Raw genomic sequence first — 19,673 nt, forward strand, 5'->3', positions numbered from 1 at the left:
ATGCGCGGCGCTTCACTCGGCTTGCGAGACTATGCGCGCCGGCGTAAAGCGCCCGCATGGACCGTCCCGAACACCTTGTCCTGAAAGATCCCGAGCCGCGCATCCATCCGACGGCGGAGTTGAAGGCGTGCAAGCTTGGACGCTATGCGTCGATCGGCGAGCGGGTCATCCTGCGCGAGGTGACGGTCGGCGACTTCTCCTACTTCGAGCGCCAGGCCGAGGCGATCTATACGACGATCGGCAAATTCTGCTCGATCGCCGCCAACAGCCGCATCAATGCGCTGGAGCATCCGGTCGAGCGGCTGACGCAGCACAAGATCAGCTATCGGCCCAACGAATATATCCGCTGGCTGGGTGTCGATCAGGCGTTCCGCGACCGGCGGCGGGCGAAAGCCGTCAGCATCGGCCATGATGTCTGGATCGGCCATGGCGCCGTGATCATGCCTGGCGTAGTGATCGGCAATGGCGCGATCGTCGGTGCCAATGCGGTGGTGACGCGAGACGTGCCGGCCTATGCAATCGTCGCCGGCGTTCCGGCCCGGCCATTGCGGCAGCGCTTCAGCGCGGAAACTGCGGCCCGGATCGAACGTCTTGCCTGGTGGGACTGGCCGGTCGAGAAACTGGCCAGGGCAGTCCCCGACATGCAGGCCTTGCCCATCGAGGCTTTCCTCGACCGCTGGGAAAACGACGCCACCTGACCGTTACGAGCCCGGCGCGCGCGCGGTTTGACCGTGAATTCCACCCCGCAGGGAACTCCAAGCAGCTGCCGATTGTTTCTCCCTGCCATGATCGAGAAGCTGTTCACCAGGATCGCCAACTATGTCGCCCATCTTGCCGGTCTGCCACCGACGTTTGCCGTCTGTTTCCTGATCATTGTGGTCTGGGCGGTAAGCGGTCCGGTCTTCGGCTTTTCCGACACGTGGCAGCTCGTCATCAATACCGGCACCACGATCGTCACCTTCCTGATGGTGTTTCTCATCCAGAACACCCAGAACCGCGACAGTGCGGCGATCCAGGCCAAGCTCGACGAGTTGATCCGCGTCAGCAAAGCCAAGAATACCTTTATCGGCATCGAACACCTGACCGAATCCGAAGTCGAGGAAATCCGCGCCAAATGTGAACGAGCGGCGAAGCGGCACGACGAACAGATCGCCGACATGGCCGCAGCAAAAGCCGTGGCTAAGAAGCGCAACACTAAGAAGCATACGGCGGCGTGAGCGAGCTTGTTGTTCGGCTTCCCAACAGAGCTTACGCGAACGATCGCGGGATCATTTCATGAATGCCGCAAAGGCTTCCTTGTAGTCCGGGTGCCAGCGCGACAGGGCAGGGCGGTTCTCGATGATGTCGCCAATCGCCCAGGCCATGCGCTTTTCGTCCATGGACCGGGTCGCCTCGTTATCGGGACACAGGATGTAGAAATCGCCGCGCCGTAGCGAGGCCAGCATGAAGTCGATGACTTGCTCGCCCGTCCAGGCGCCGGCCGGCTTTTCGGTCGCACCTTCGGTCAGGCCGGTAAAGGTAAACCCGGGGATGAGCAAATGCGCCGCGACACTGGCGCCGGGCTCGTTGCGCAGCGCGTGTGCAAGGCCCTCGGTATAGGTCTTCACGCCAGCCTTGGAGACGTTGTAGGCGAGGTTGCCGGGCGGCGTGGTAATGCCTTGCTTGGAGCCGGTGTTGACAATCAGGCCGGGCTTTCCTGCCGCCAGCATGCGTGGCGCGAACGCCTCTACGCCATGCACGACACCCCAGAAATTGATGTCCAGCAATTGCTTCCAGGCGTCAAGGTTTTCCCACGGCTTGCCGGGGTTGTTGCCGACGCCGGCATTGTTCATCAGCAGCGACACGTCGCCGAAAGTGCCGGATGTCCTTTCGGCCAGTCGGTCGAGGTCGTCGGCTTCCGAGACGTCAGTGGCGACGGCAAGCACGGCACTGTCGCCGGCGATGGCGACGATGGCGCGTCGGGCCTCATCGAGGCGTGCGCCGCCGATATCGGCCAGCACGATCTTCATGCCCATCGTAGCCAGCCGTTTGGCCGCGGCAAGGCCGATGCCGCTGGCCGCACCGGTGATGACGGCGACATTGCCGGAGGCAAGTGCAGGCAGAGCGGTCTGGATCTCGGCGTCGGTGGTCATGATTTTCTCCTGTTCTGGCCGCGGCGAACTTAGCGCGGAACGAGGCTCGCGCAAGCCGATACAGGCATCTTCGGGTTGACCGCGTCGGCGGGCGCTGCGCATGCTGATATCGAAAAGGAGACTGACGATTGACCGACTGGATCGAGATCCTGAAAGAGCAGACCGCAACCGGCGACCAGATGAGCCGCGAAGTGCCGCAAATGCTTGCCAATCCCGACATCAGCGAAGCGCAAGTGAAAACGCTGTTTTCGGCGCTCGAAAAACAGGCGGAGTTCGTCGAAAAGCTGCGCATGGCGCTGGAAAAATTCGGCCATGATTTTTCAGTGATCAAGGCGGCCGAGCGGCTGGAGGAGCGCTACGCCGACCTTGCCGCCTCGGTAGCGGAAAAGCTGAAAGAGATGCGGGGCTAGAGCCTGTTCCATCCCGATAAAATTCGGGATGGGGCTCTGTCTGATCATGATCTTTTTCGAAAACTGGCATCCACTTTTCGCTGACGCGGTCCTTCGGTTCGGGATCATGGTCTGTCTATTTCTCGATTAGCCGCTCGAAGCGCCTGTCCGGCACGAACCAGACCATCGCCACCAGGACATAGATCGCGACACCGATCCAGTGATTGACGAAGGTCAGCGCGATGGCGGAAAGATAGAGCACCAGCGAGATTTTTCCCTTGAGGTCATTGCCCAACGCCCGGGCGAAAAGGGTTTCGCTGCCGTGCAGCCGATGCAGGGCCATGGTGAGGATGTTGAAGCCGATGGCGCAGAGCGCCAGGTCGACACCGTAGACGGCGACCGGCACCGGCGCGAAATGGTTCTCACCCATGAAGGCTGTCGTCGCCGGTATCAGCGATAGCCAGAACAGCAGGTTGAGGTTCGCCCACAGCACGCGGCCGTCGACCCGCTGCACGGTATGGAACATGTTGTGCAAATTGTTCCAGTAGATGCCGACATTGATGAAGGACAGCACATAGCTGAGGAATATCGGCCAGAGTGGTGCCAGCGCGGAAAAATCCTCGCCATGCGGCACCTTCAATTCCAGCACCATGATGGTGATGATGATGGCGACCACGCCATCGGTAAATGCCTCGACTCGTCCCTTGCCCATGAATCTCCCCTGACAATCCGATGAAGTTAAAAGAGGATCTCGCTTAGCGCCATCGGCAAAGCTGCCAAACTTGTCAGGAGCAAGCCAGGGAGGGGGAACGGCTGGCGCGAAAACGGCGTTAGGGTGTCAGATCCCGAACAGCAAAAGGTCGAAAAAATGACGGCTCACGCTCAAGTCATGACGCGCGATCACGAACTCGGCGGCCGCGCTGCAGCGGCCGCCGTGGCCGCCATGATCGCGGCTCTTTTCGCCGGCAGCACGGCGCTGACGCCGCTTTACATCATCTACAAGCAGATCTTCGGCTTCTCGCAGATCACTTTGGCGCTGGTCTACGCCGTCTATGTCATCGGCAATCTGGCGGCGCTGCTGATGTTGGGGCGTGTGTCCGATGTCATCGGGCGCCGTCCAATGGCATTGGCCGGGATGGCGGTGGCCGTTGTCAGCGCGGTGGTTTTCCTGTTCGCCGAAAATGTCGCCTGGCTCGACATCGCCCGAATTCTGAGCGGACTGGGAATCGGGGTCGGCGCGGGTACCGGCACCGCCTGGCTCGCCGAATTGCTCCCGACCGACGACAAGTCACAGGCGGCGACGATTGCCACCAGCACCAATTTTCTCGGCCTCGGCCTCGGTGCGCTGGGGGCCGGGTTGCTCGCCGAATACGCGCCTTGGCCGCTCAGGCTGACATTCGTCGTCTACCTGGCGATGCTCGCGACTGTAACCCTGCTGGTCTGGCGCACGCGGGAAACCGTTTCGCGGCCGGGGAAACTGGCTGACGTTTCGATGCGGCCGCGGCTTTCCGTGCCCGATGACATTCGCGCAAGTTTTGTTGCGCCGGCGGTGACCGGCTTTGGCGCAATGGCGCTGGTCGGCTTTTATGCAGCACTCGCACCCAGCATTTTGGCGCAGCAGCTGCAAGTGACCAACCATGCCGAAGCCGGCGCTCTGTTCTTTGAATTGGCGATCGTGACGGCCGCCACCATCGTAGCGACGGCACGACTTTCGAGCCGAGCCGCAATGTTCGCAGCGCTTGCGCTGATGATCCCAACCGTCGCGCTGATTGTTGCGGCGCAGGTCTTCGCATCGATGGCCATAATGATTGCCGGGACCGCCTTGTGCGGCGTGGCCGCAGCGCTCGGCTATCGCGGCGGCTTGCAAGTGGTGAACGAGATCGCGCCGGCGGACCGGCGCGCGGAAGTCGTCTCGGCCTTCTTCATCTGCTGTTTTTGCGGCAACGCGCTGCCGGTGATCGGCATCGGCGTCCTGTCGACCATGACAAGCGCGACCGCGGCAAGCCTGGCCTTTGCCGGCATGATTGTCGTCTTTTCCCTGGTGGCGCTCGGGTTTGGCGCGAAATACGCGCGCTGAGCCGACCTTTCAGCCGTTCGGTGCCTCGGGCGAAAGATGGGCGCGCTGGCGCGGTACGCCGAGGCCGGTATCCGGTGGTTCGCCGGCAGCCGGCCGGCTCTCGATCATGTGCAGGCTGCGCCAACGGCCGAAGCGATAATAGGCCGCGGCCAGCACGAGCGAGGTTATCGAGCCGGCCGGAAAGCTCCACCACAGAGCTTCCTCGCCGATCACGCTTCGGAAGAAATAGGCGAAGCTGGTGCGCACCAGCAGCACCGAGATCACCAGGATGATCAGCGGCGGCATCACCGCGCCGGTGGCACGCACGGTGGCGAAGAGCACGATGGTGATGCCGAACAGGATGAAGGACCACGACGCGATATTGTTGATGTGAGTGGCGATGTCGATTGCTGCACTGTCGCTGCCGAGGAAGAGGCTGAGCACCGCGCGATCGAATACGAACAGCAGCGCGACAAGCACGCCGGTGAGCACAAGGTTGAAGCCGACGCCGGAGGCGGCGATGTGTCCAATCCGGTCCCAGCGCCTGGCGCCGACATTTTGCGCCGCCATGGACGACACCGCGGCGCCGATGGCGAGCGCCGGCATCTGGATATATGTCCAGAGCTGTGCGGCTATGCCGTAGGCAGCTGCAACCTGTGAGCCGTACGAATTGACCATGCCCATCACGGTCAGCGCCGCTGCCGAGACGACGATCATCTGCAGGCCCATCGGCACGCCCTTGAAGACGACGATGCGCAGCAGCGCCGGATCCGGCCGCAGCAGAGCAAGATTGGCGCCGGCCAGCCGTAGCGGGTGCTTGCGCGCATAAAGCACGACCAGGATGGCAACCACGCTTACCGTCTGGCCGATCAGCGTCGAGGCGGCCGAGCCGGCGATGCCAAGTTCGGGAAACGGCCCGATGCCGAGAATGAGCAACGGGTTCAAAACGATGTCGAGCACGACGGCCAGCGCCATGAAAAGGAAAGGCGTGCGCGAATCGCCGGCGCCGCGCAGCACCGTCATGACGAAGGACAGCAGGTTCATCATCGGCACGGCCAGGAAGATGATGCGCAGATAGGAGCGCGCCAGCGGCAAAGCATCGGCCGGCGTGCCGAGCGTATCGAGGATCGCATCGACCCAGATCCAGCCGCAGACCGCGAACACCACCGAGACGAGGAAGAAGAAGGTGGCGCTGGTTCCGACGATGCGCCGGGCTTCGGGCAGATCGCGGGCGCCGACGGATTGCGCGACCAGGATGGTCGCCGCCATGCCGATGCCGAACACCGTGCCGAGGATGAGAAACAGCACGAGGTTTGCATTGGACGTGGCGGTCAGCGCCGCTTCACCGAGGAAACGGCCGACCCACACGGCATTGATCGAGCCGTTGAGCGACTGCAGCACATTGGAGCCGAGCACCGGCAGGGCAAACAGCAAAAGGGTGCGCGGGATAGGCCCACTGGTCAGGTCGCCGGTCCGCCGGCGCGCGGGCATGTTGTCGTCCATGGCAGGCAACTCGGCGAAGGCTTGTCTTGAGTCCGCAATGATTGCCGATTTAACGGAACAGGTCGATGCGGTGCTGCAAATTCCGCCTGGTGTGCCTTGATCAATCATGTTCTCAAAGCTTCCGGAATCGTATATTGATCCTGCACGCGTGGGGCCGCATTTCCTGGATCTCATGGGCAAGCCGGGGGGCTCATGTCCGATATTCCGTTGTTTTTTGAGCGCCCGAACCGGCGCGCCTTTCTCGGTGCATCGGCTCTGGGCGCGGCCTCCGTGGCTCTTTCGGCGTGCACCACGACCGACGTGGCGGCGCCGCCGGTGACAGCGGCGCCAAGCGAGCCGGCTTTCGGCGATGCCGCAAGCATGTATGCGGCGCGCGTCGACGAGGGCTATCAACTGCCGGCAATACCGGTAGCCAAGATCGATCCGAAATTCGTCCGCCAAGTCGTGTCCGATCCGACCGGAGAGAAACCCGGCACGATCGTCGTCGATACCTCCGAGCACTTTCTCTACCTGGTGCGCGACGGCGGCAAGGCAATTCGCTACGGCGTCAGCCTCGGCAAGGCCGGTTTCGGATGGACCGGCAGTGCCGTGGTTCAGGCGAGAAAGAAGTGGCCGGTGTGGACGCCGCCGCCGGAAATGATCCAACGCCGGCCGGAACTGGCGAAATACAAGGACGGCATGCCGCCCGGCCCGCAGAGCCCGCTTGGCGCCCGCGCGCTGTATCTCTTCCGCGACGGCAAGGACACGATGTACCGGCTGCACGGCACACCGGAGTGGGATTCCATTGGGAAGAACGCTTCATCCGGCTGTGTGCGCTTCATGAATCAGGACATTATCGACCTCTACAGCCGCGTCGACGGCGTCGCGCCGGTCTTCGTGCGCCCGAACTTGTCGGCCGCCGGGAAGATCGCCGCCGTTTCGAACAGGACAGCCGAGCCGATCGATGCCGGTGTGCCAAAGGACGCGGAGATGTTGAGGTAAGTGCCTTCGACGGGATCGTCAGTCGCAGGTCTTGCAACACACTTGTCCTAGAACACCATCCTTGCGCGAGCGAGCCGCAACTGAAGGGCACTACCGTTCAATCGCGCCAGCTCAGGCGGACGCGTTCGGCGCGTCCGCCTGTATGGGTGCCACTACTTCTTGGCGAGACCTGGAAGCGTGACCTGATAGACCAGGAACATAGTATCGACATCGGCGCCATCCTCGGCCTTGTAGGCCGCGCCGACCTGGAAGCCGTCCTGGGTGAGGAAGTCATTGTCATTGGCGACGAACAGGAAATAGTCGTTGGGCAGTTTTGGATCGAGGACGCTCACCACCGACATCGCCTCCCACTTCTCTGAGAGGTTGTTGCGGTCGTTTGGCGCGCCATTGTGCAGCCCGAAGCGGCCGAGCTCATTCTTGTCGTTGATGTCGATGAACGGCGTCAGCTTGGCCGGCGTCACCGATGCATCGAGCTCACCCTTGGGCGCAACCGGCTTGTCCTTGTCGAACTCTGTGCCGGCGATATCGGTTGCCGCCGACACATCGACGACGCTGATCTCGCGACGGAGCGAAGTGTCGCCCTTCAGCCCCTGGCCGTTGCCGCTGTCGCGCGCCAGCATCAGGAAGGTCTTGTCCGACAGCGCCACGATTTCGCTCTGCGCGGCGATCCTGGTTTTGCCCTTGGCATCGGTGAACACCGGCAGGGGCACGACATATTCATGCGCGAGCTTGAGCTGGCCAGGATCCGATGCGTCATAGACCAGCGCGCGCGTGTTCTGGCGTGTCGAGGCGGAATCGCCGCCATCTTGTCTGGGTGCCGACTGCAGCACGGCGATCAGGAACTTGCCGTCGGGCGTCAAAGCCATGCCTTCGAGGCCCTGGTTGTTCTGGCGGCCGGTTTCGGGATCCTTCGGATCTGGGTCTGCCGCGCCAGGTCCCGGATTGTTGGAAGCAAAGTTTGGCGACCCGTGACGCGTCGGGACAAGCGCTGCCGGCGGCTGCGTTGCCGACATCAGACGCCCATCGGCGGAGAAGCGGTAGATGTTCGGACCGTATTCGTCCGAGATGAGCATCGTGCCGTCGGGCAGCCGCGCGATCGCTTCGTTATCGAGCGCGAGCTTGCCGTTGGCTTCGGGCAGGATCGGCATGTCGTCGGTCGCGGCACGCACGCCGCTGAGCGGATCGAGGCCGGTTGCATCGGCGCCTTTGTCGTCGGTCAAAAGCATGGTGTCGCCTAAGGTTGCCTTGAGGCCCGACTGTTCCTGGCCGGTGGCCGGTGCCGCACCCGGCGCGATCGGGGCGAACTCGAGGACGATCGTGTTGAGGCGCGGACGGTAATCGGTGGTGCCGACGACATTGTAGCCGCGATCCGGCAGCAGCCACAGCGAGCCCTTGTAGCCATTGGCGCCATGCATCCAGCCGGCAGCGTCGATCGCCATGCCCGAGCCGGAGCCAAACGTCTCGCCGAACTTGTCCTTCTGGCTGGCCGGGATGCGGCCGACACCGACAAGGCCCTTGTTGACGAAGCTGACGCCGCCGACGATCGCGGCGTTTTCAGCCAGGGCCGGGCTCATGGCCGTGAACATCGCCAGCGCGACGGCGAGGGACGCGGTTCGGTGCAGGTTTTTCATGGATATCCTCTTTGGGACAAAGCTGCCGGGATCTGAAAAGGCGCCGCGTCGCATCAAGGATGCCGCGAAAGCCTTCGGAGAAGCGATCTAGGACGCGAACATGATACTTGCGTGACAGCGCCGCGCTTGCTTGTCCCCCGTGGTCGCAACTGGCCTGGGTATGGCGAATTCGTCGTCGCCGAGTGAGCAATTAACAACTTTACAAATAATCATTCTTATGTAAAGTTATGACAATGAAAGGTCCCCGATGACTGCCTATCGTTTCGCCACCCGCCTCAATTCCTTTGCCTCGCGGCCACAGTCCGAGTGGCCCGATCTTGTCGGCAAGCCGTCTATGCTGCAAATGGCGGCACGTGCGGCAAAGGTTGCGGAGTTGACCGATCTCGACCTCAACTTCCCCGACCATGTCGATGAAGAGCCTGCGGAAATGGCGCGCAAACTCGGCGATTTCGGGCTTTCGATCAATGGCTTCGCCATGCGCTACTACTCTAACCCGGCTTTCAAGCTCGGCGCCTTCACCAATCCGGATCCTTCCGTTCGCCGCGAGGCCATCGACCTGACCAAGGCCGGCATCGACGCCGCGCGCGAGGCCGGCGCCAGCCTGATGACATTGTGGTTGGGGCAGGATGGCTTCGACTACGCCTTCCAGGCTGACTACACAACGCTCTGGCAACACGAAATCGATGGCATTCGTGAAGTAGCGGCGTATGATCCGGATTGCCAGATCAGCCTGGAGTACAAGCCCAACGAACCGCGCTCCTACAGCCTGATGCCCGACGCGGCGACGACTTTGCTGGCGATCCGCGAGATCGGCCTGCCCAATCTCGGCGTGACGCTCGATTTCGCTCATGTGCTCTATGCCGACGAGCAGCCGGCCTTTGCCGCAGCACTCGTGGCGCGCCATAGCAAGCTGCTCGGCGTGCATCTCAACGACGGCTACGCCAAGCGCGACGACGGCCTGATGGTCGGCGCGGTGCACACGCTGCAGACGATCGAGCTACTCAGGCAGATCCGCCGCGACGGCTACTCCGGCGCCATCTACTTCGACACGTTCCCCGACATGACCTGGCTCGATCCGGTCCACGAATGCGAAGTCAACATCGCGACCGTCAAGCGCATGCTGCGCGTCGTCGATCGGCTGGAAAAGGACAACCGCCTGTCCACCGCCATCGACTGTCAGGACGCGGTCGCGTCGCAAGCCATCATCCAGGAAGCCATGCTCGGGCCGGACAGCTGACGCAGCGGCCATCACCGTTTTCAACAAGGGAGGAAAGACCATGAAATTTCTGCTTGCCACCGCTACCGCTGCCGTGATGGCGCTATCTATAGGCTCGTCGTTTTCCGCGGACCTCGCGCCGCTCAATTCCGACACCGAGAAGGATCGCATCGACTGGTCGCAGCTCGAGGCCAAGTTCGGGGCTTTCCCCAAGCTGCCCGAGGGCACCAAGGCGGGTGCGGTCTCCAAGACGCTGACCAACGAATACTGGCGCTCGCTGGGTGAGGGCTACAAGTCGTTCGGCGACCGCACCGGCGTGCCCGTCGTCTACCAGGCGGCGCAAAGCGAGGGCGACCAGCTCGGCCAGCTCACCATCGCCGAAGGTCTGGTCACGCAAGGCTACAACGTGCTTCTCGTCTCGCCGCAGACCGACTCCAACCTGCAGCCGATCATGGAACAGGCCAAGGCAGCCAATGTGCCGGTGGTCAACGTCAATGACGCGGTCATCCCGCAGGCCGAGCACTATGTCGGTAATGTCCAGCGCGACAATGGCGTGCGTGTCGCCAAATGGTTCATCAAGAACCGGCCGGATGGCGGCAAGGTCGCCATCGTCGAAGGCCAGGCCGGCGTCTACGCCGCCGTCCAGCGCACCGACGGCTTCAAGACCACCATCACCGAAGCCGGCAAGTTCGAGGTCGTCGCCAGCGTCCCCGGCAACTGGGATCGTCAGACCTCCTACGACGCGGCCACTAACATCCTGCAGCAGCACCCAGACCTGATCGGCTTCTATGCCAACAATGACGGCATGGCGCTGGGCATCGTCGAAGCGGTCAAGGCCGCCGGCCTGCAGGACAAGGTCGCCGTCTTCGGCACTGACGGGATTTCCGACGCTTATGCCTCGATCCGCGCCGGCGAGCTGACCGGTACCGTCGATTCGTTCCCGGTGCTGACCGGCGAGGTGGCGCTGGAATCGGCGCTGCGGCTGGTGGCCGGGCAGAAGCTGCCGCGCGTCGTCGCCACGCCGCAGGCGCTGATCACCAAGGACAATGCCGACCGTTACTCCGGCGGCGGCGATGCCGCGCGCAAGGCGCTGCTCGAGGACGCGGCAGCGGGCCAATAGAGCAGGGGCGGCGGGTGCCGGCCTTGGGTCGGCACCCTGCCTGGAGAACTGAAGCAATGTCAGCGCGGCTGCAATTCGAGGGCATTTCCAAAGTGTTTCCGGCCGTGCGGGCGCTGAGCGATGTGTCCTTTTCGGTCGGCGCCGGCGAAATCCATGGCCTGCTTGGCGAAAACGGTGCTGGCAAGTCGACGCTGCTGCGCATTCTGTCAGGCGTCTACCGGCCGACAGCGGGACGCGTGCTCATCGACGGAAAGCCGGCCATGCTGAACACCCCGGTCGCGGCGCGCGCCGCCGGCGTGGCCATGATCCATCAGGAATTGCAGCAGGTGCCGCGTCTCAGCGTCGCCCAGAACATGTTTCTCGGCCATCCGCTGACGCGCGGCGGCATTTTCGTCGCGCGGCGCGAGCAGGAGCGTCGCGCTGCGGAAGCCCTTGCGGCCATCGACCCGACCATCGATCCGGCAGCGCCGCTCGGCAGCCTGAAAGTCGCGCAGCGGCAGATCGTCGAGATAGCCCGGGCGCTGCTCGATCGCGCCAGGATCGTTGCGATGGACGAGCCGACATCGAGCCTGACGCCGAAAGAATTCGAGCGCCTGGCCGAAGTCATTGCCGGCCTGGCCCGCGACGGTGTCGCGGTCGTCTATGTCTCGCACAAATTGGACGAGGTGTTCGGCATCTGCCAGCGCGCCACCATCATGCGCGACGGCGCCGTGGTCGGGTCCGTCGATATCGCACAGGTCTCGGAAAAGGCCGTCGTTTCGATGATGGTCGGCCGCGAGCTTGCCCAGGAACAGCACCGCTCGCATGCTTCCGCCGAGATCAGGCTGAGTGTGCGTGGCCTTGCCTCGGCGACCAAGGTCCATGACGTTTCGTTCGAGCTGCATCGCGGCGAGGTGTTGGGCATTGCCGGCCTGGTCGGGTCGGGTCGCACCGAACTGCTGCGGCTGCTCGCCGGTGCCGACCGGGCCTCATCAGGCGCAATAGAGATCGACGGCAAGGCGGTAAAGCTTTCCAGTCCGCGCGACGCGATTGCGGCCGGCATCGGCCTGGTGCCGGAGGAGCGCAAGCGCGAAGGCATCGTGCCGTTGCGGTCGATCTCCAGCAACATGGCGCTGGCCTCGATGGGCGTGTTCGCGCCGCGCGGCGTCATCGATCATCGCCGGCTGAAGCGCGTGGCTGCCGAGAAAATGAAACGCGTCAATCTCAGGCCGTTCCTGCTCGATCGGCCAATTCGGCTGTTCAGCGGCGGCAACCAGCAGAAAGCGATCATCGGCCGCTGGCTGGCGGCGGGAACGCGGATCCTTCTGTTCGACGAGCCGACGCGCGGCATCGATGTCGGCGCCAAGGCGGAGATCTACCACCTGATCGAGGAACTCGCCGCCGAAGGCCATTCGGTAATCGTCGTGTCGTCCGAACTCCCCGAGGTGATCCGGCTCGCCGACCGCGTGCTGGTCATGCGCGACGGCACGGTCGCCGCCGAACTGGGCCGCACAAGTCTCAGCGAACACGCGATCGCCGCGCACGCCATACCCCAAACGGAGATTGAGGCCGGCAAGGCGCAAGGCCATCGGGCCGGTGCGTAACGGACAGGACCAGCGGATGACCGATATAACCCAACACACAGCAGCGCGCCCAAGGGCAGATTTCCTGCACCGGTTTTCCGTGCGCGACGCCGGCACGCTGATCGGCCTGGTGGTGATCCTTGCCGTCTTCGGGGCGCTGGTCCCCGGCTTTTTTGCCGAGCGTAACCTGATCAACATCCTGCAGCAGTCGAGCATCAATGCCTGCCTGGCGTTGGGCATGACGCTGGTCATCATCTCGGGCGGCATCGACCTGTCCGTCGGGCCGACGGCAGCCCTTTCGGCCGTCATCTCGGCCTCGATGCTGGTTGCCGGCGTGCCGTTTCCGCTGGCCATCGCCGCTGGCTTTGCCATCGGCCTTGCCTGCGGACTGCTCAACGGCGTGCTGGTCGCCTATGTCGGGCTGCAGCCTTTCATCGTCACGCTCGGCACGCTGAGCACCTACCGGGCGCTGGCGCTGATCTATACCGGCGGCAATCCGGTGCTTGGCCTGCCTGCCGGCTTTCGCGCCATCTTCAACGGCTCGCTGTTCGGATTGCCGTTGGCGGTCATCATCGTGGCCGTGGTCGCGCTGATTGCGTGGATCATCCTCAAGAAGACGCCGTTCGGCGAATATCTGCTCGCCGTCGGCGGCAATGAGGAGGCAGCCTACATAGCCGGCGTGCCGATCGCCCGCACCAAGATCGCCGCCTATATGATCTCGGGCCTGCTGGCGGCACTTGCCGCACAGATCCTGATCGGCCGGTTGGGTGCGGCCGAACCCATTCTCGGCAATCTCTGGGAGCTCGACGCCATAGCAGCGGCGGCGATCGGCGGTGCTTCGCTGATGGGCGGCAAGGGCAGCGTCGTCGGCACGATCCTGGGTGCCGTCATCCTCGGCAGCATGCGCAACGGCCTGACGCTGATGAACGTGCAGTCCTTCTATCAGCTCTTGGCAACTGGCCTTATAATCCTCGCCGCGATGCTTATCGATCGCGTGACGAGGGGACGTGGATGACCTTGACCGGCCTGGACCTGAAAGCAGTAGGACCGCGCATCCGCATGATGATGCCGCATCTGACGCCGCTCGAGGCGAAGGTGGTTGAAACCGTCTTCGGACGGCGCGGCTTCGACGAGACCATCCCGCTCAAGCAGATCGCAGAGGAGGCCGGTGTGTCGGAGGCGATGGTGGTCAAGATCGCCAAGAAGCTGGGTTTTTCCGGCTATCGCGATTTCCGCACCGCCGTCTATGAGTACAGCCGCCTGCCGACCGCCGAGATGCATCAGGAGCTGTCGGTGGACGACAGCTCGGCCGAAATCGTGCAGAAGGTGTTCCGCACCTCCATCCAGGCGCTGGAGGAGACGCTCGCCATCCTCGACATGGACGATTTCGACCGTGCCGCCGATCTGCTTTACCGCGCCAGGAATCGCGATTTCTACGGCGTCGGCGGCTCGGCGCAGATCGCTCGCGACGTCTCGCACAAATTCCTGCGCATCGGCATCCGCACCTCTGTCTACGACGATTCGCATATGATGCTGATGTCGGCCTCGCTGCTCGGCGCCGACGACATTGCTGTCGGCTTCTCGCATTCCGGCAACACGAGCGCCGTCATCGACGCCATCCAACTTGCGCGCAAAAGCGGCGCGCGCACGCTGGCCATCACCAACTATGACAACTCGCCATTGGCAGCCGTAGCCGACATCGTGCTCTGCTCGACGGCGCAAGGCTCGCCGTTGATGGGTGAGAACGCAGCGGCGCGCATTGCCCAGCTCAATATTCTCGACGCGCTGTTCGTCGCGGTCGCGCAACGCGACTACCAGGCGGCGGAGCGCAATCTCGGCCGCACCATGTCTGCGGTGACGTCGAAACGGAAAGACAGGGGCACATGACGGCTTCCCCGCCGCTGGTGACCGTATTCGGCAGCCTGCATTACGATATCATGGTCGAAGCCCCCGATCGCCCACGCAAGGGCGAAACGGTCACCGGCCATGCCTGGCATCCAAAATGCGGCGGCAAGGGCGGCAACCAGGCGGTGTCGGCAGCGCGGGCCGGTGTGCGTGCGGCAATGATCGGTGCTGTCGGCGACGACGATTTCGGCCGGGCACTTCTCGACAATCTCAACCGCAACGGCGTCGACCAGCGCTTCGTGGGACTGGCTTCCGGCGCCGGCTCGGGCATGAGCGTCGCGATTTTCGACGCCAGCGGCGACTATGGCGCGGTGATCGTCTCGGGCAGCAATCTCACTCTCGGCGAAAAGGACATTGCCGAGGCGGGTGAGCTGATCGCGCAAACGACGGTGCTGCTGCTGCAGAACGAGGTGCCGGACGCCGCCAACATTGCCGCGGCGCGGGCGGTGAAGGCGCATGGCAGCCGCGTCGTCCTCAACGCGGCGCCGGCGCGAAAGCTGTCAGCCGAACTGATCGCGTTGACCGACATCGTCATCGTCAACGCCATCGAGGCGGAGTTCCTGGCCGGCGTTCCTGTCGTCGACACGCTCGAGGGTGCGGCGAAGGCGGCCGGTATGCTCGTCGGTTCCTATCCGGCTGCGATTGTCACGGCCGGCGGCGAGGGCGTTGCCTATTGCGACCGCGACGGCCAGGCATTCGCCTTGCCGGCGATGCCGGTGAAGGTGGTCAGCACCCACGGTGCCGGTGATGAATTCGTCGGCGCCTTTGCGGCGGGGCTTGCGCGTGGAGAGCCTGTCGAGGCGGCACTTGCCGCCGCCAATGCCGCCGCTGCCTCGCTGGTCGCAACGCCGGAGCGCGAGCGCGGCCGGCTTGATCGACCTCAGCCTGCTCAGTGACCGCCGCGATTCAATCGCTGTCGCGCGCGATAAGCTCCAGCGGCCAGACTTCGCGGATGATGCGGGGGCCTTCGGCGCCGGCGAAGGACGGGATCGATGCCAGCAGCATTTCGGCCAGCCGCTCGCCCATCGGCTCAAGCGCCGGGCGGAAGCCGGTCAGAGCCGGCGAAAAATAGCGGCAGAGCGGCGTGTCGACGATGACGATCACCGCGATGTCGTGGCCGGGCCTGATGCCCGCCTCGGCCAGAGCCTTGCAGCCGCCAAGCGCCATCGCGTCGTTGTTGAAGATGATGGCGGTCGGCGGGTCCTTGGAGCGCATGACCTTCGGCGTCACCGCGTAGCCGCCGGCCTCGTTGATGAAGCCGTCAGCGATCAGTTCGGGGTCGAATTCGATGCCATGCCGCCGCAGCGCCTTGCGATAGCCGGCGAGGAACAGATAGCCGAAATTGAGGTCGAGCGACGGGCGGATGGCGGCGATGCGGCGGTGGCCGCGTGCGACGAGGCGATCGACCGCGTCAGCCCCGGCTTTTTCGAAATCGAGGTCGAGCGAGGGGTAGGAATCGCCGCCGGAGCGGCTGCGGCCGAGCGTCGCGAACGGGAAACCGGCCTGGGTCAAATAGTCGATACGCTCGTCCTCGCGCCGCGTCCAGGCCAGCACCACGGCATCGGCCCGGCGTGTCTCGACGACACGGCGCAGGCGCTCCTGCTGATAGTCGCCCGGCGCACCCATCACGACGATCAGGTCGAGGCCGCTTTCGGCGAGCTTGGCCTGCAGTCCGGTCAGGAACGGAATGAAGAACGGCTCGCCATATTCCTGGTCGCCCGGATGCGGCTGCAGCATGAAGGCGATTGAATGGGTGGCGCCGCGCCGCAGGCTGCGGCCGGACTGGTTCGGCGAATAATTCAGCTTCTTGGCCGCATCGAGCACGCGCTGGCGCGTGTCGGCATTGACATCGGCGCGGCCGTTGAGCGCGCGCGACACTGTGCCGATCGAAATGTTCAGGTGACGCGCAAGGTCGTGAATACTGGACGCCAAAGGACAGTTCTCCCCCTTGCTTGGCTAGCACCGGCGGCTCTTCGGGCCAAGGCGGCAGGACGATTTTTCGCACCGGCTAATTGACATTGTACGTCATCGGGTGTGTTCTCGTAAACGTTTACGGAAAAAGGTTTACGGCCCTGCCGTGAATGCCGTGATGATCGGTCTGGAGGGGCCGAGGGAGGAGTGCTGGATGATCAATGTCGTCCTGGTCGGCTGCGGAGCGATGAGCAAGGCCTGGCTCGATGCGGCCAGGCAGATCGACGGGCTCGCCATTGTCGGCCTGGTCGATCTCGATGCCGAAAGGGCGCGAGCGAGGGCGCGCGAATACGAGCTTTCCGGCGCCGTCATCGGAACAGATCTCGACGCCATGCTCGACCAGACCAGGCCCGACGCGGTATTCGACGTGGTGGTTCCCGCCGCCCGCCGCGAGGTCGCGCTTTCCGCCTTTGCCCACCATTGCCATCTCTTGACCGAAAAGCCGCTGGCCGACAGCCCGGATAATGCGCGTGCCATTGTCGAGGCCGCCCGCAGCGCCGGGCGTATCCATGCCGTCGTGCAGAACCGCCGCTATGTCGCCAACGTCAGGCGCATCCGGCGCTTTCTCGATTCCGGCGTCATTGGTGCTGCGACCAGCATCCACGCCGAGTTTTTCGTAGCGCCGCATTTCGGCGGTTTTCGCGAAGAGATGCGCCATGTGCTGCTGCTCGATATGGCGATCCACACATTCGATGCCGCCCGCTACATGGTGGCCGGCGAACCGGCCGGCGTCTATTGCCAGGAGTGGGAGCCGGCCAATTCCTGGTATCGGCAAGGGTCGTCGGCAGCCGCAAGCTTCGACCTCGGCGGCGGCAAGCTGTTCACCTATGCCGGCAGCTGGTGCGCGGCCGGCTTCCGTACCAACTGGGACAGTACATGGCGCATCGTCGCCGAGCGCGGCAGCATTGTCTGGGACGGCGAGGACGGGCTGAAGGCGGAAGTCGTGCGGCCGGTCCGTGAAGGCCTGTTCGACCGCACCGAACCGATAGCCGTGCCGCCGCTCGACCCGGCCGATCGCGTCGGCGGCCATCTCGGCATCATCCAGGATTTCGTCCGCGCCGTCGAAACTGGCACCGAGCCGGAGACGCGCGGCGCCGACAACATCAAGAGCCTGGCCATGGTTTTCGCTGCGATCGAGAGCGCCGAAACCGGGCGCCGGGTCGCCATCGCTGCACAGGAAGGATCATGATGCCAAACCCGCTGCTCGACATCAGGATCGGCACAATGGTGAAGGCCAATCTCGATGACCCGGCCGCCTATGTCAGGCAGATACTGCCGCTCGGCTTCGAGAGCATCCAGCCGTTTTTCTGGCAGACGCTGGGCGGCAAGGATATTCCGCGACTGGCGGGCGAGATCCGCGAGGCGATCGGCGATGCCGATGTTGTCATCTCGTCGATCGGCGTGTTCGGCAACCCGCTGGAGAGCGGTGAAGTCGATCGCGGCGTGCTCCAGGCGTGGGAAACGATCATCGACAACGCGCATCTGTTCGGCACCAACATGGTCAGCGGCTTTACCGGCCGCATTCGCGGCAAACCGCTGCCTGACAGCCTGCCGCGCTTCCGCGAGGTCTGGGGGAAGCTGGCAAAGCGTGCCGCAGACAAGGGCGTGCGCATAGCCTTCGAGAACTGCGCGATGGACGGCAACTGGGCCAGCGGCGACTGGAACATCGCGCATAATCCAGACGCCTGGGAGCTGATGTTCAACGAAGTGCCGGACGACAATCTCGGCCTGGAATGGGAGCCCTGCCACCAGCTGGTCTACCTGATCGACCCGATCCCGCAGATCCGCAAATGGGCGCCGCGCATCTTCCACGTCCATGGCAAGGACGCGACGGTGCGCTGGGACGTGATCCGCGAACATGGCGTGTTCGGCCGCCTGCCGTTCGTTCAGATGCGCACGCCTGGCTTCGGCGACAGCGACTGGACGCGGGTGATCAGCGAGCTGCGGCTGGTCGGCTACAAAGGTGCCATCGACATCGAGGGCTGGCACGACCCGGTCTACCGCGGCGATCTCGAGATCACCGGCCAGGCGCGGGCACTGGATTATCTCCAGCAATGCCGGGGAGGCGCGAGCTATCTGCCGAACCCGGCGTGAGAAGTCGGCCAGCGGGAGGTGCCGGCCAGCGAAAGATTACGGCGCAATGCCGAAGCGATCGTCGAAACCCCTCGGCTAGCGAGGGAATAAAGGGAGGATAAGTGCATGAGCATTACGATGAGAAGGACAGTTCTGCGCTCGACCGTCGCGGCGGCCGCGATGGCGCTCGCCGCCGCACTCTCGACCTTGCCAGCGCAGGCGCTCGATGCGCAATGGTGTAAGGATGTCCATATCCGTTTCTTCGCCGGCGGGGCGGAGGGCGATGCGTTCGGCACCATCGTCTATAATGGTGCCAAGCAGGCGGCCGCCGATCTCGGGCCCAAGGTCGACTATATCTTCTCTGGGTGGGACGTGGAGAAGATGGTCCAGCAGTTGCGCGAGGCTGTTGCGGTCAAGCCCCAAGGCATCGCAATGATGGGCCACCCAGGCGACGCCGCGATCATGCCGCTGGCCGAACAGGCGCACAAGGACGGCATCAAGATGATGTACCAGAACGTGCCGGTGCCGACGGTCACGGCGGCGTTCGGCGGCGGCTATGTCGGCGCCCAGCAGGAGCAGCAGGGCCGCGCGCTCGGCGCCGAGGCGTTCAAGCTGGCCGGGCTCAAGGCCGGCGACAAGGCGATCATGATCGGCCCGTTCGAGAACGAGAGCCGCGGCGCGCGCGAACGCGGCACGGTCGCCGCACTGAAAGAGGCCGGCATCGACGTCGTTCAAATCAATTCTCAAACCGAGTGGGCAGCCGACCCCAATCTGGCCATTCCGGTGATCACGGCAGCACTGCTCAACAATCCCGACGTCAAGGCGGTCGGCTATCCCGGCGGGCAGCTGCTGGGCAATGTGCCAACCTACATGCAGGCGGCCGGCAGGAAGCCGGGCGACATCTTCAACTTTGGTTTCGACACCAGCCCGCAGATCGTCGAGGGCTTCAAGGGCGGCTGGGTGCAGCTGACGGCCGACCAGCAGCCGTTCCTGCAGGGCTATCTGCCGATCCTCAGCCTCTGCCAGCAAGTGGTGCTGGGTTTGGCGCCAATGAATGTCGACACCGGCGCCGGCTTCGTCACGCCGCAGAATTACGAGATTGTTGCCGAGCTGGCCAAGCAGGCGCTGCGCTGA

At 63.9% G+C, this 19,673-nt stretch carries 19 protein-coding genes; 14 read left to right on the forward strand and 5 right to left on the reverse strand.

Annotated elements, in window-relative coordinates:
* The first annotated feature begins 56 nt into the window (after positions 1–56).
* A complete protein-coding gene (locus NKI19_RS06965) occupies positions 57–698 on the forward strand; it encodes a DapH/DapD/GlmU-related protein (protein WP_352490345.1) in 642 nt (213 codons plus the stop codon).
* A gap of 87 nt (positions 699–785) precedes the next feature.
* Positions 786–1,217 carry a low affinity iron permease family protein gene (locus NKI19_RS06970; protein ID WP_352490368.1) on the forward strand — a complete coding sequence of 144 codons (432 nt, stop codon included), beginning with the start codon at positions 786–788 and terminating at the stop codon, positions 1,215–1,217.
* A 51-nt stretch (positions 1,218–1,268) separates the two neighbouring features.
* On the opposite strand, the gene NKI19_RS06975 is transcribed toward NKI19_RS06970, so the two are convergent.
* Complete coding sequence (locus tag NKI19_RS06975) at positions 1,269–2,132, reverse strand: SDR family NAD(P)-dependent oxidoreductase (RefSeq protein ID WP_352490344.1); 864 nt, start codon at positions 2,130–2,132, stop codon at positions 1,269–1,271.
* Positions 2,133–2,260: 128 nt separating this feature from the next.
* On the opposite strand from NKI19_RS06975, the gene NKI19_RS06980 reads away from it, so the two are divergent.
* Positions 2,261–2,542 (forward strand): hypothetical protein, encoded by a 282-nt coding sequence (locus tag NKI19_RS06980; protein ID WP_023721174.1) that lies wholly within the window; start codon positions 2,261–2,263, stop codon positions 2,540–2,542.
* 115 nt (positions 2,543–2,657) lie between these two features.
* On the opposite strand, the gene NKI19_RS06985 is transcribed toward NKI19_RS06980, so the two are convergent.
* Positions 2,658–3,233: a TMEM175 family protein gene (locus NKI19_RS06985; protein WP_352564496.1), complete on the reverse strand. Its 576-nt coding sequence runs from the start codon at positions 3,231–3,233 to the stop codon at positions 2,658–2,660.
* A gap of 156 nt (positions 3,234–3,389) precedes the next feature.
* On the opposite strand from NKI19_RS06985, the gene NKI19_RS06990 reads away from it, so the two are divergent.
* Positions 3,390–4,598, forward strand: a complete 1,209-nt coding sequence (locus NKI19_RS06990) for an MFS transporter (protein ID WP_352490342.1) — start codon at positions 3,390–3,392, stop codon at positions 4,596–4,598.
* 9 nt (positions 4,599–4,607) lie between these two features.
* Here NKI19_RS06990 and NKI19_RS06995 read toward each other — a convergent pair whose 3' ends face one another.
* Positions 4,608–6,080 carry an MATE family efflux transporter gene (locus NKI19_RS06995; protein ID WP_352490341.1) on the reverse strand — a complete coding sequence of 491 codons (1,473 nt, stop codon included), beginning with the start codon at positions 6,078–6,080 and terminating at the stop codon, positions 4,608–4,610.
* A gap of 192 nt (positions 6,081–6,272) precedes the next feature.
* On the opposite strand from NKI19_RS06995, the gene NKI19_RS07000 reads away from it, so the two are divergent.
* On the forward strand, positions 6,273–7,061 hold the full coding sequence (locus NKI19_RS07000) for a L,D-transpeptidase (protein WP_352490340.1): 789 nt from the start codon (positions 6,273–6,275) through the stop codon (positions 7,059–7,061).
* A 152-nt stretch (positions 7,062–7,213) separates the two neighbouring features.
* Here the strand turns inward: NKI19_RS07000 and NKI19_RS07005 are convergent, their stop codons facing one another.
* Positions 7,214–8,692 carry an esterase-like activity of phytase family protein gene (locus tag NKI19_RS07005; RefSeq protein ID WP_352490339.1) on the reverse strand — a complete coding sequence of 493 codons (1,479 nt, stop codon included), beginning with the start codon at positions 8,690–8,692 and terminating at the stop codon, positions 7,214–7,216.
* A 247-nt stretch (positions 8,693–8,939) separates the two neighbouring features.
* On the opposite strand from NKI19_RS07005, the gene NKI19_RS07010 reads away from it, so the two are divergent.
* The 6 genes from NKI19_RS07010 to NKI19_RS07035 are packed head-to-tail and all read left to right on the forward strand — an operon-like array spanning position 8,940 to position 15,391.
* Positions 8,940–9,929, forward strand: a complete 990-nt coding sequence (locus tag NKI19_RS07010; protein WP_352490338.1) for a TIM barrel protein — start codon at positions 8,940–8,942, stop codon at positions 9,927–9,929.
* A 40-nt stretch (positions 9,930–9,969) separates the two neighbouring features.
* Positions 9,970–11,028, forward strand: coding sequence for a sugar ABC transporter substrate-binding protein (locus NKI19_RS07015; protein WP_352490337.1), 1,059 nt, complete (start codon positions 9,970–9,972; stop codon positions 11,026–11,028).
* Between the two features lie 56 nt (positions 11,029–11,084).
* Positions 11,085–12,611 (forward strand): sugar ABC transporter ATP-binding protein, encoded by a 1,527-nt coding sequence (locus NKI19_RS07020; protein WP_352490336.1) that lies wholly within the window; start codon positions 11,085–11,087, stop codon positions 12,609–12,611.
* A gap of 16 nt (positions 12,612–12,627) precedes the next feature.
* Complete coding sequence (locus NKI19_RS07025; protein ID WP_352456543.1) at positions 12,628–13,605, forward strand: ABC transporter permease; 978 nt, start codon at positions 12,628–12,630, stop codon at positions 13,603–13,605.
* Positions 13,602–14,477: a MurR/RpiR family transcriptional regulator gene (locus NKI19_RS07030; RefSeq protein ID WP_352490334.1), complete on the forward strand. Its 876-nt coding sequence runs from the start codon at positions 13,602–13,604 to the stop codon at positions 14,475–14,477. Before NKI19_RS07025 ends, NKI19_RS07030 begins: the two co-directional genes overlap by 4 nt.
* On the forward strand, positions 14,474–15,391 hold the full coding sequence (locus NKI19_RS07035) for a ribokinase (protein ID WP_352490333.1): 918 nt from the start codon (positions 14,474–14,476) through the stop codon (positions 15,389–15,391). Before NKI19_RS07030 ends, NKI19_RS07035 begins: the two co-directional genes overlap by 4 nt.
* Positions 15,392–15,401: 10 nt before the next feature.
* Here the strand turns inward: NKI19_RS07035 and NKI19_RS07040 are convergent, their stop codons facing one another.
* The gene (locus tag NKI19_RS07040) at positions 15,402–16,427 is read right to left on the reverse strand and encodes a LacI family DNA-binding transcriptional regulator (protein ID WP_352490332.1); all 1,026 of its coding nucleotides are present in this window, start codon (positions 16,425–16,427) and stop codon (positions 15,402–15,404) included.
* A gap of 193 nt (positions 16,428–16,620) precedes the next feature.
* Between NKI19_RS07040 and NKI19_RS07045 the strand changes: the two genes are divergently transcribed.
* From NKI19_RS07045 to NKI19_RS07055, 3 genes are all read left to right on the forward strand, one after another.
* Positions 16,621–17,655 (forward strand): Gfo/Idh/MocA family protein, encoded by a 1,035-nt coding sequence (locus tag NKI19_RS07045; protein WP_352490331.1) that lies wholly within the window; start codon positions 16,621–16,623, stop codon positions 17,653–17,655.
* Positions 17,655–18,560, forward strand: coding sequence for a sugar phosphate isomerase/epimerase family protein (locus NKI19_RS07050; RefSeq protein ID WP_352490367.1), 906 nt, complete (start codon positions 17,655–17,657; stop codon positions 18,558–18,560). The genes NKI19_RS07045 and NKI19_RS07050 overlap by 1 nt, the downstream gene beginning before the upstream one ends.
* 105 nt (positions 18,561–18,665) lie before the next feature.
* On the forward strand, positions 18,666–19,673 hold the full coding sequence (locus tag NKI19_RS07055) for a substrate-binding domain-containing protein (protein ID WP_352490330.1): 1,008 nt from the start codon (positions 18,666–18,668) through the stop codon (positions 19,671–19,673).

It is taken from the genome of Mesorhizobium sp. M0751 (assembly GCF_040320265.1).
Lineage (GTDB): Bacteria > Pseudomonadota > Alphaproteobacteria > Rhizobiales > Rhizobiaceae > Mesorhizobium.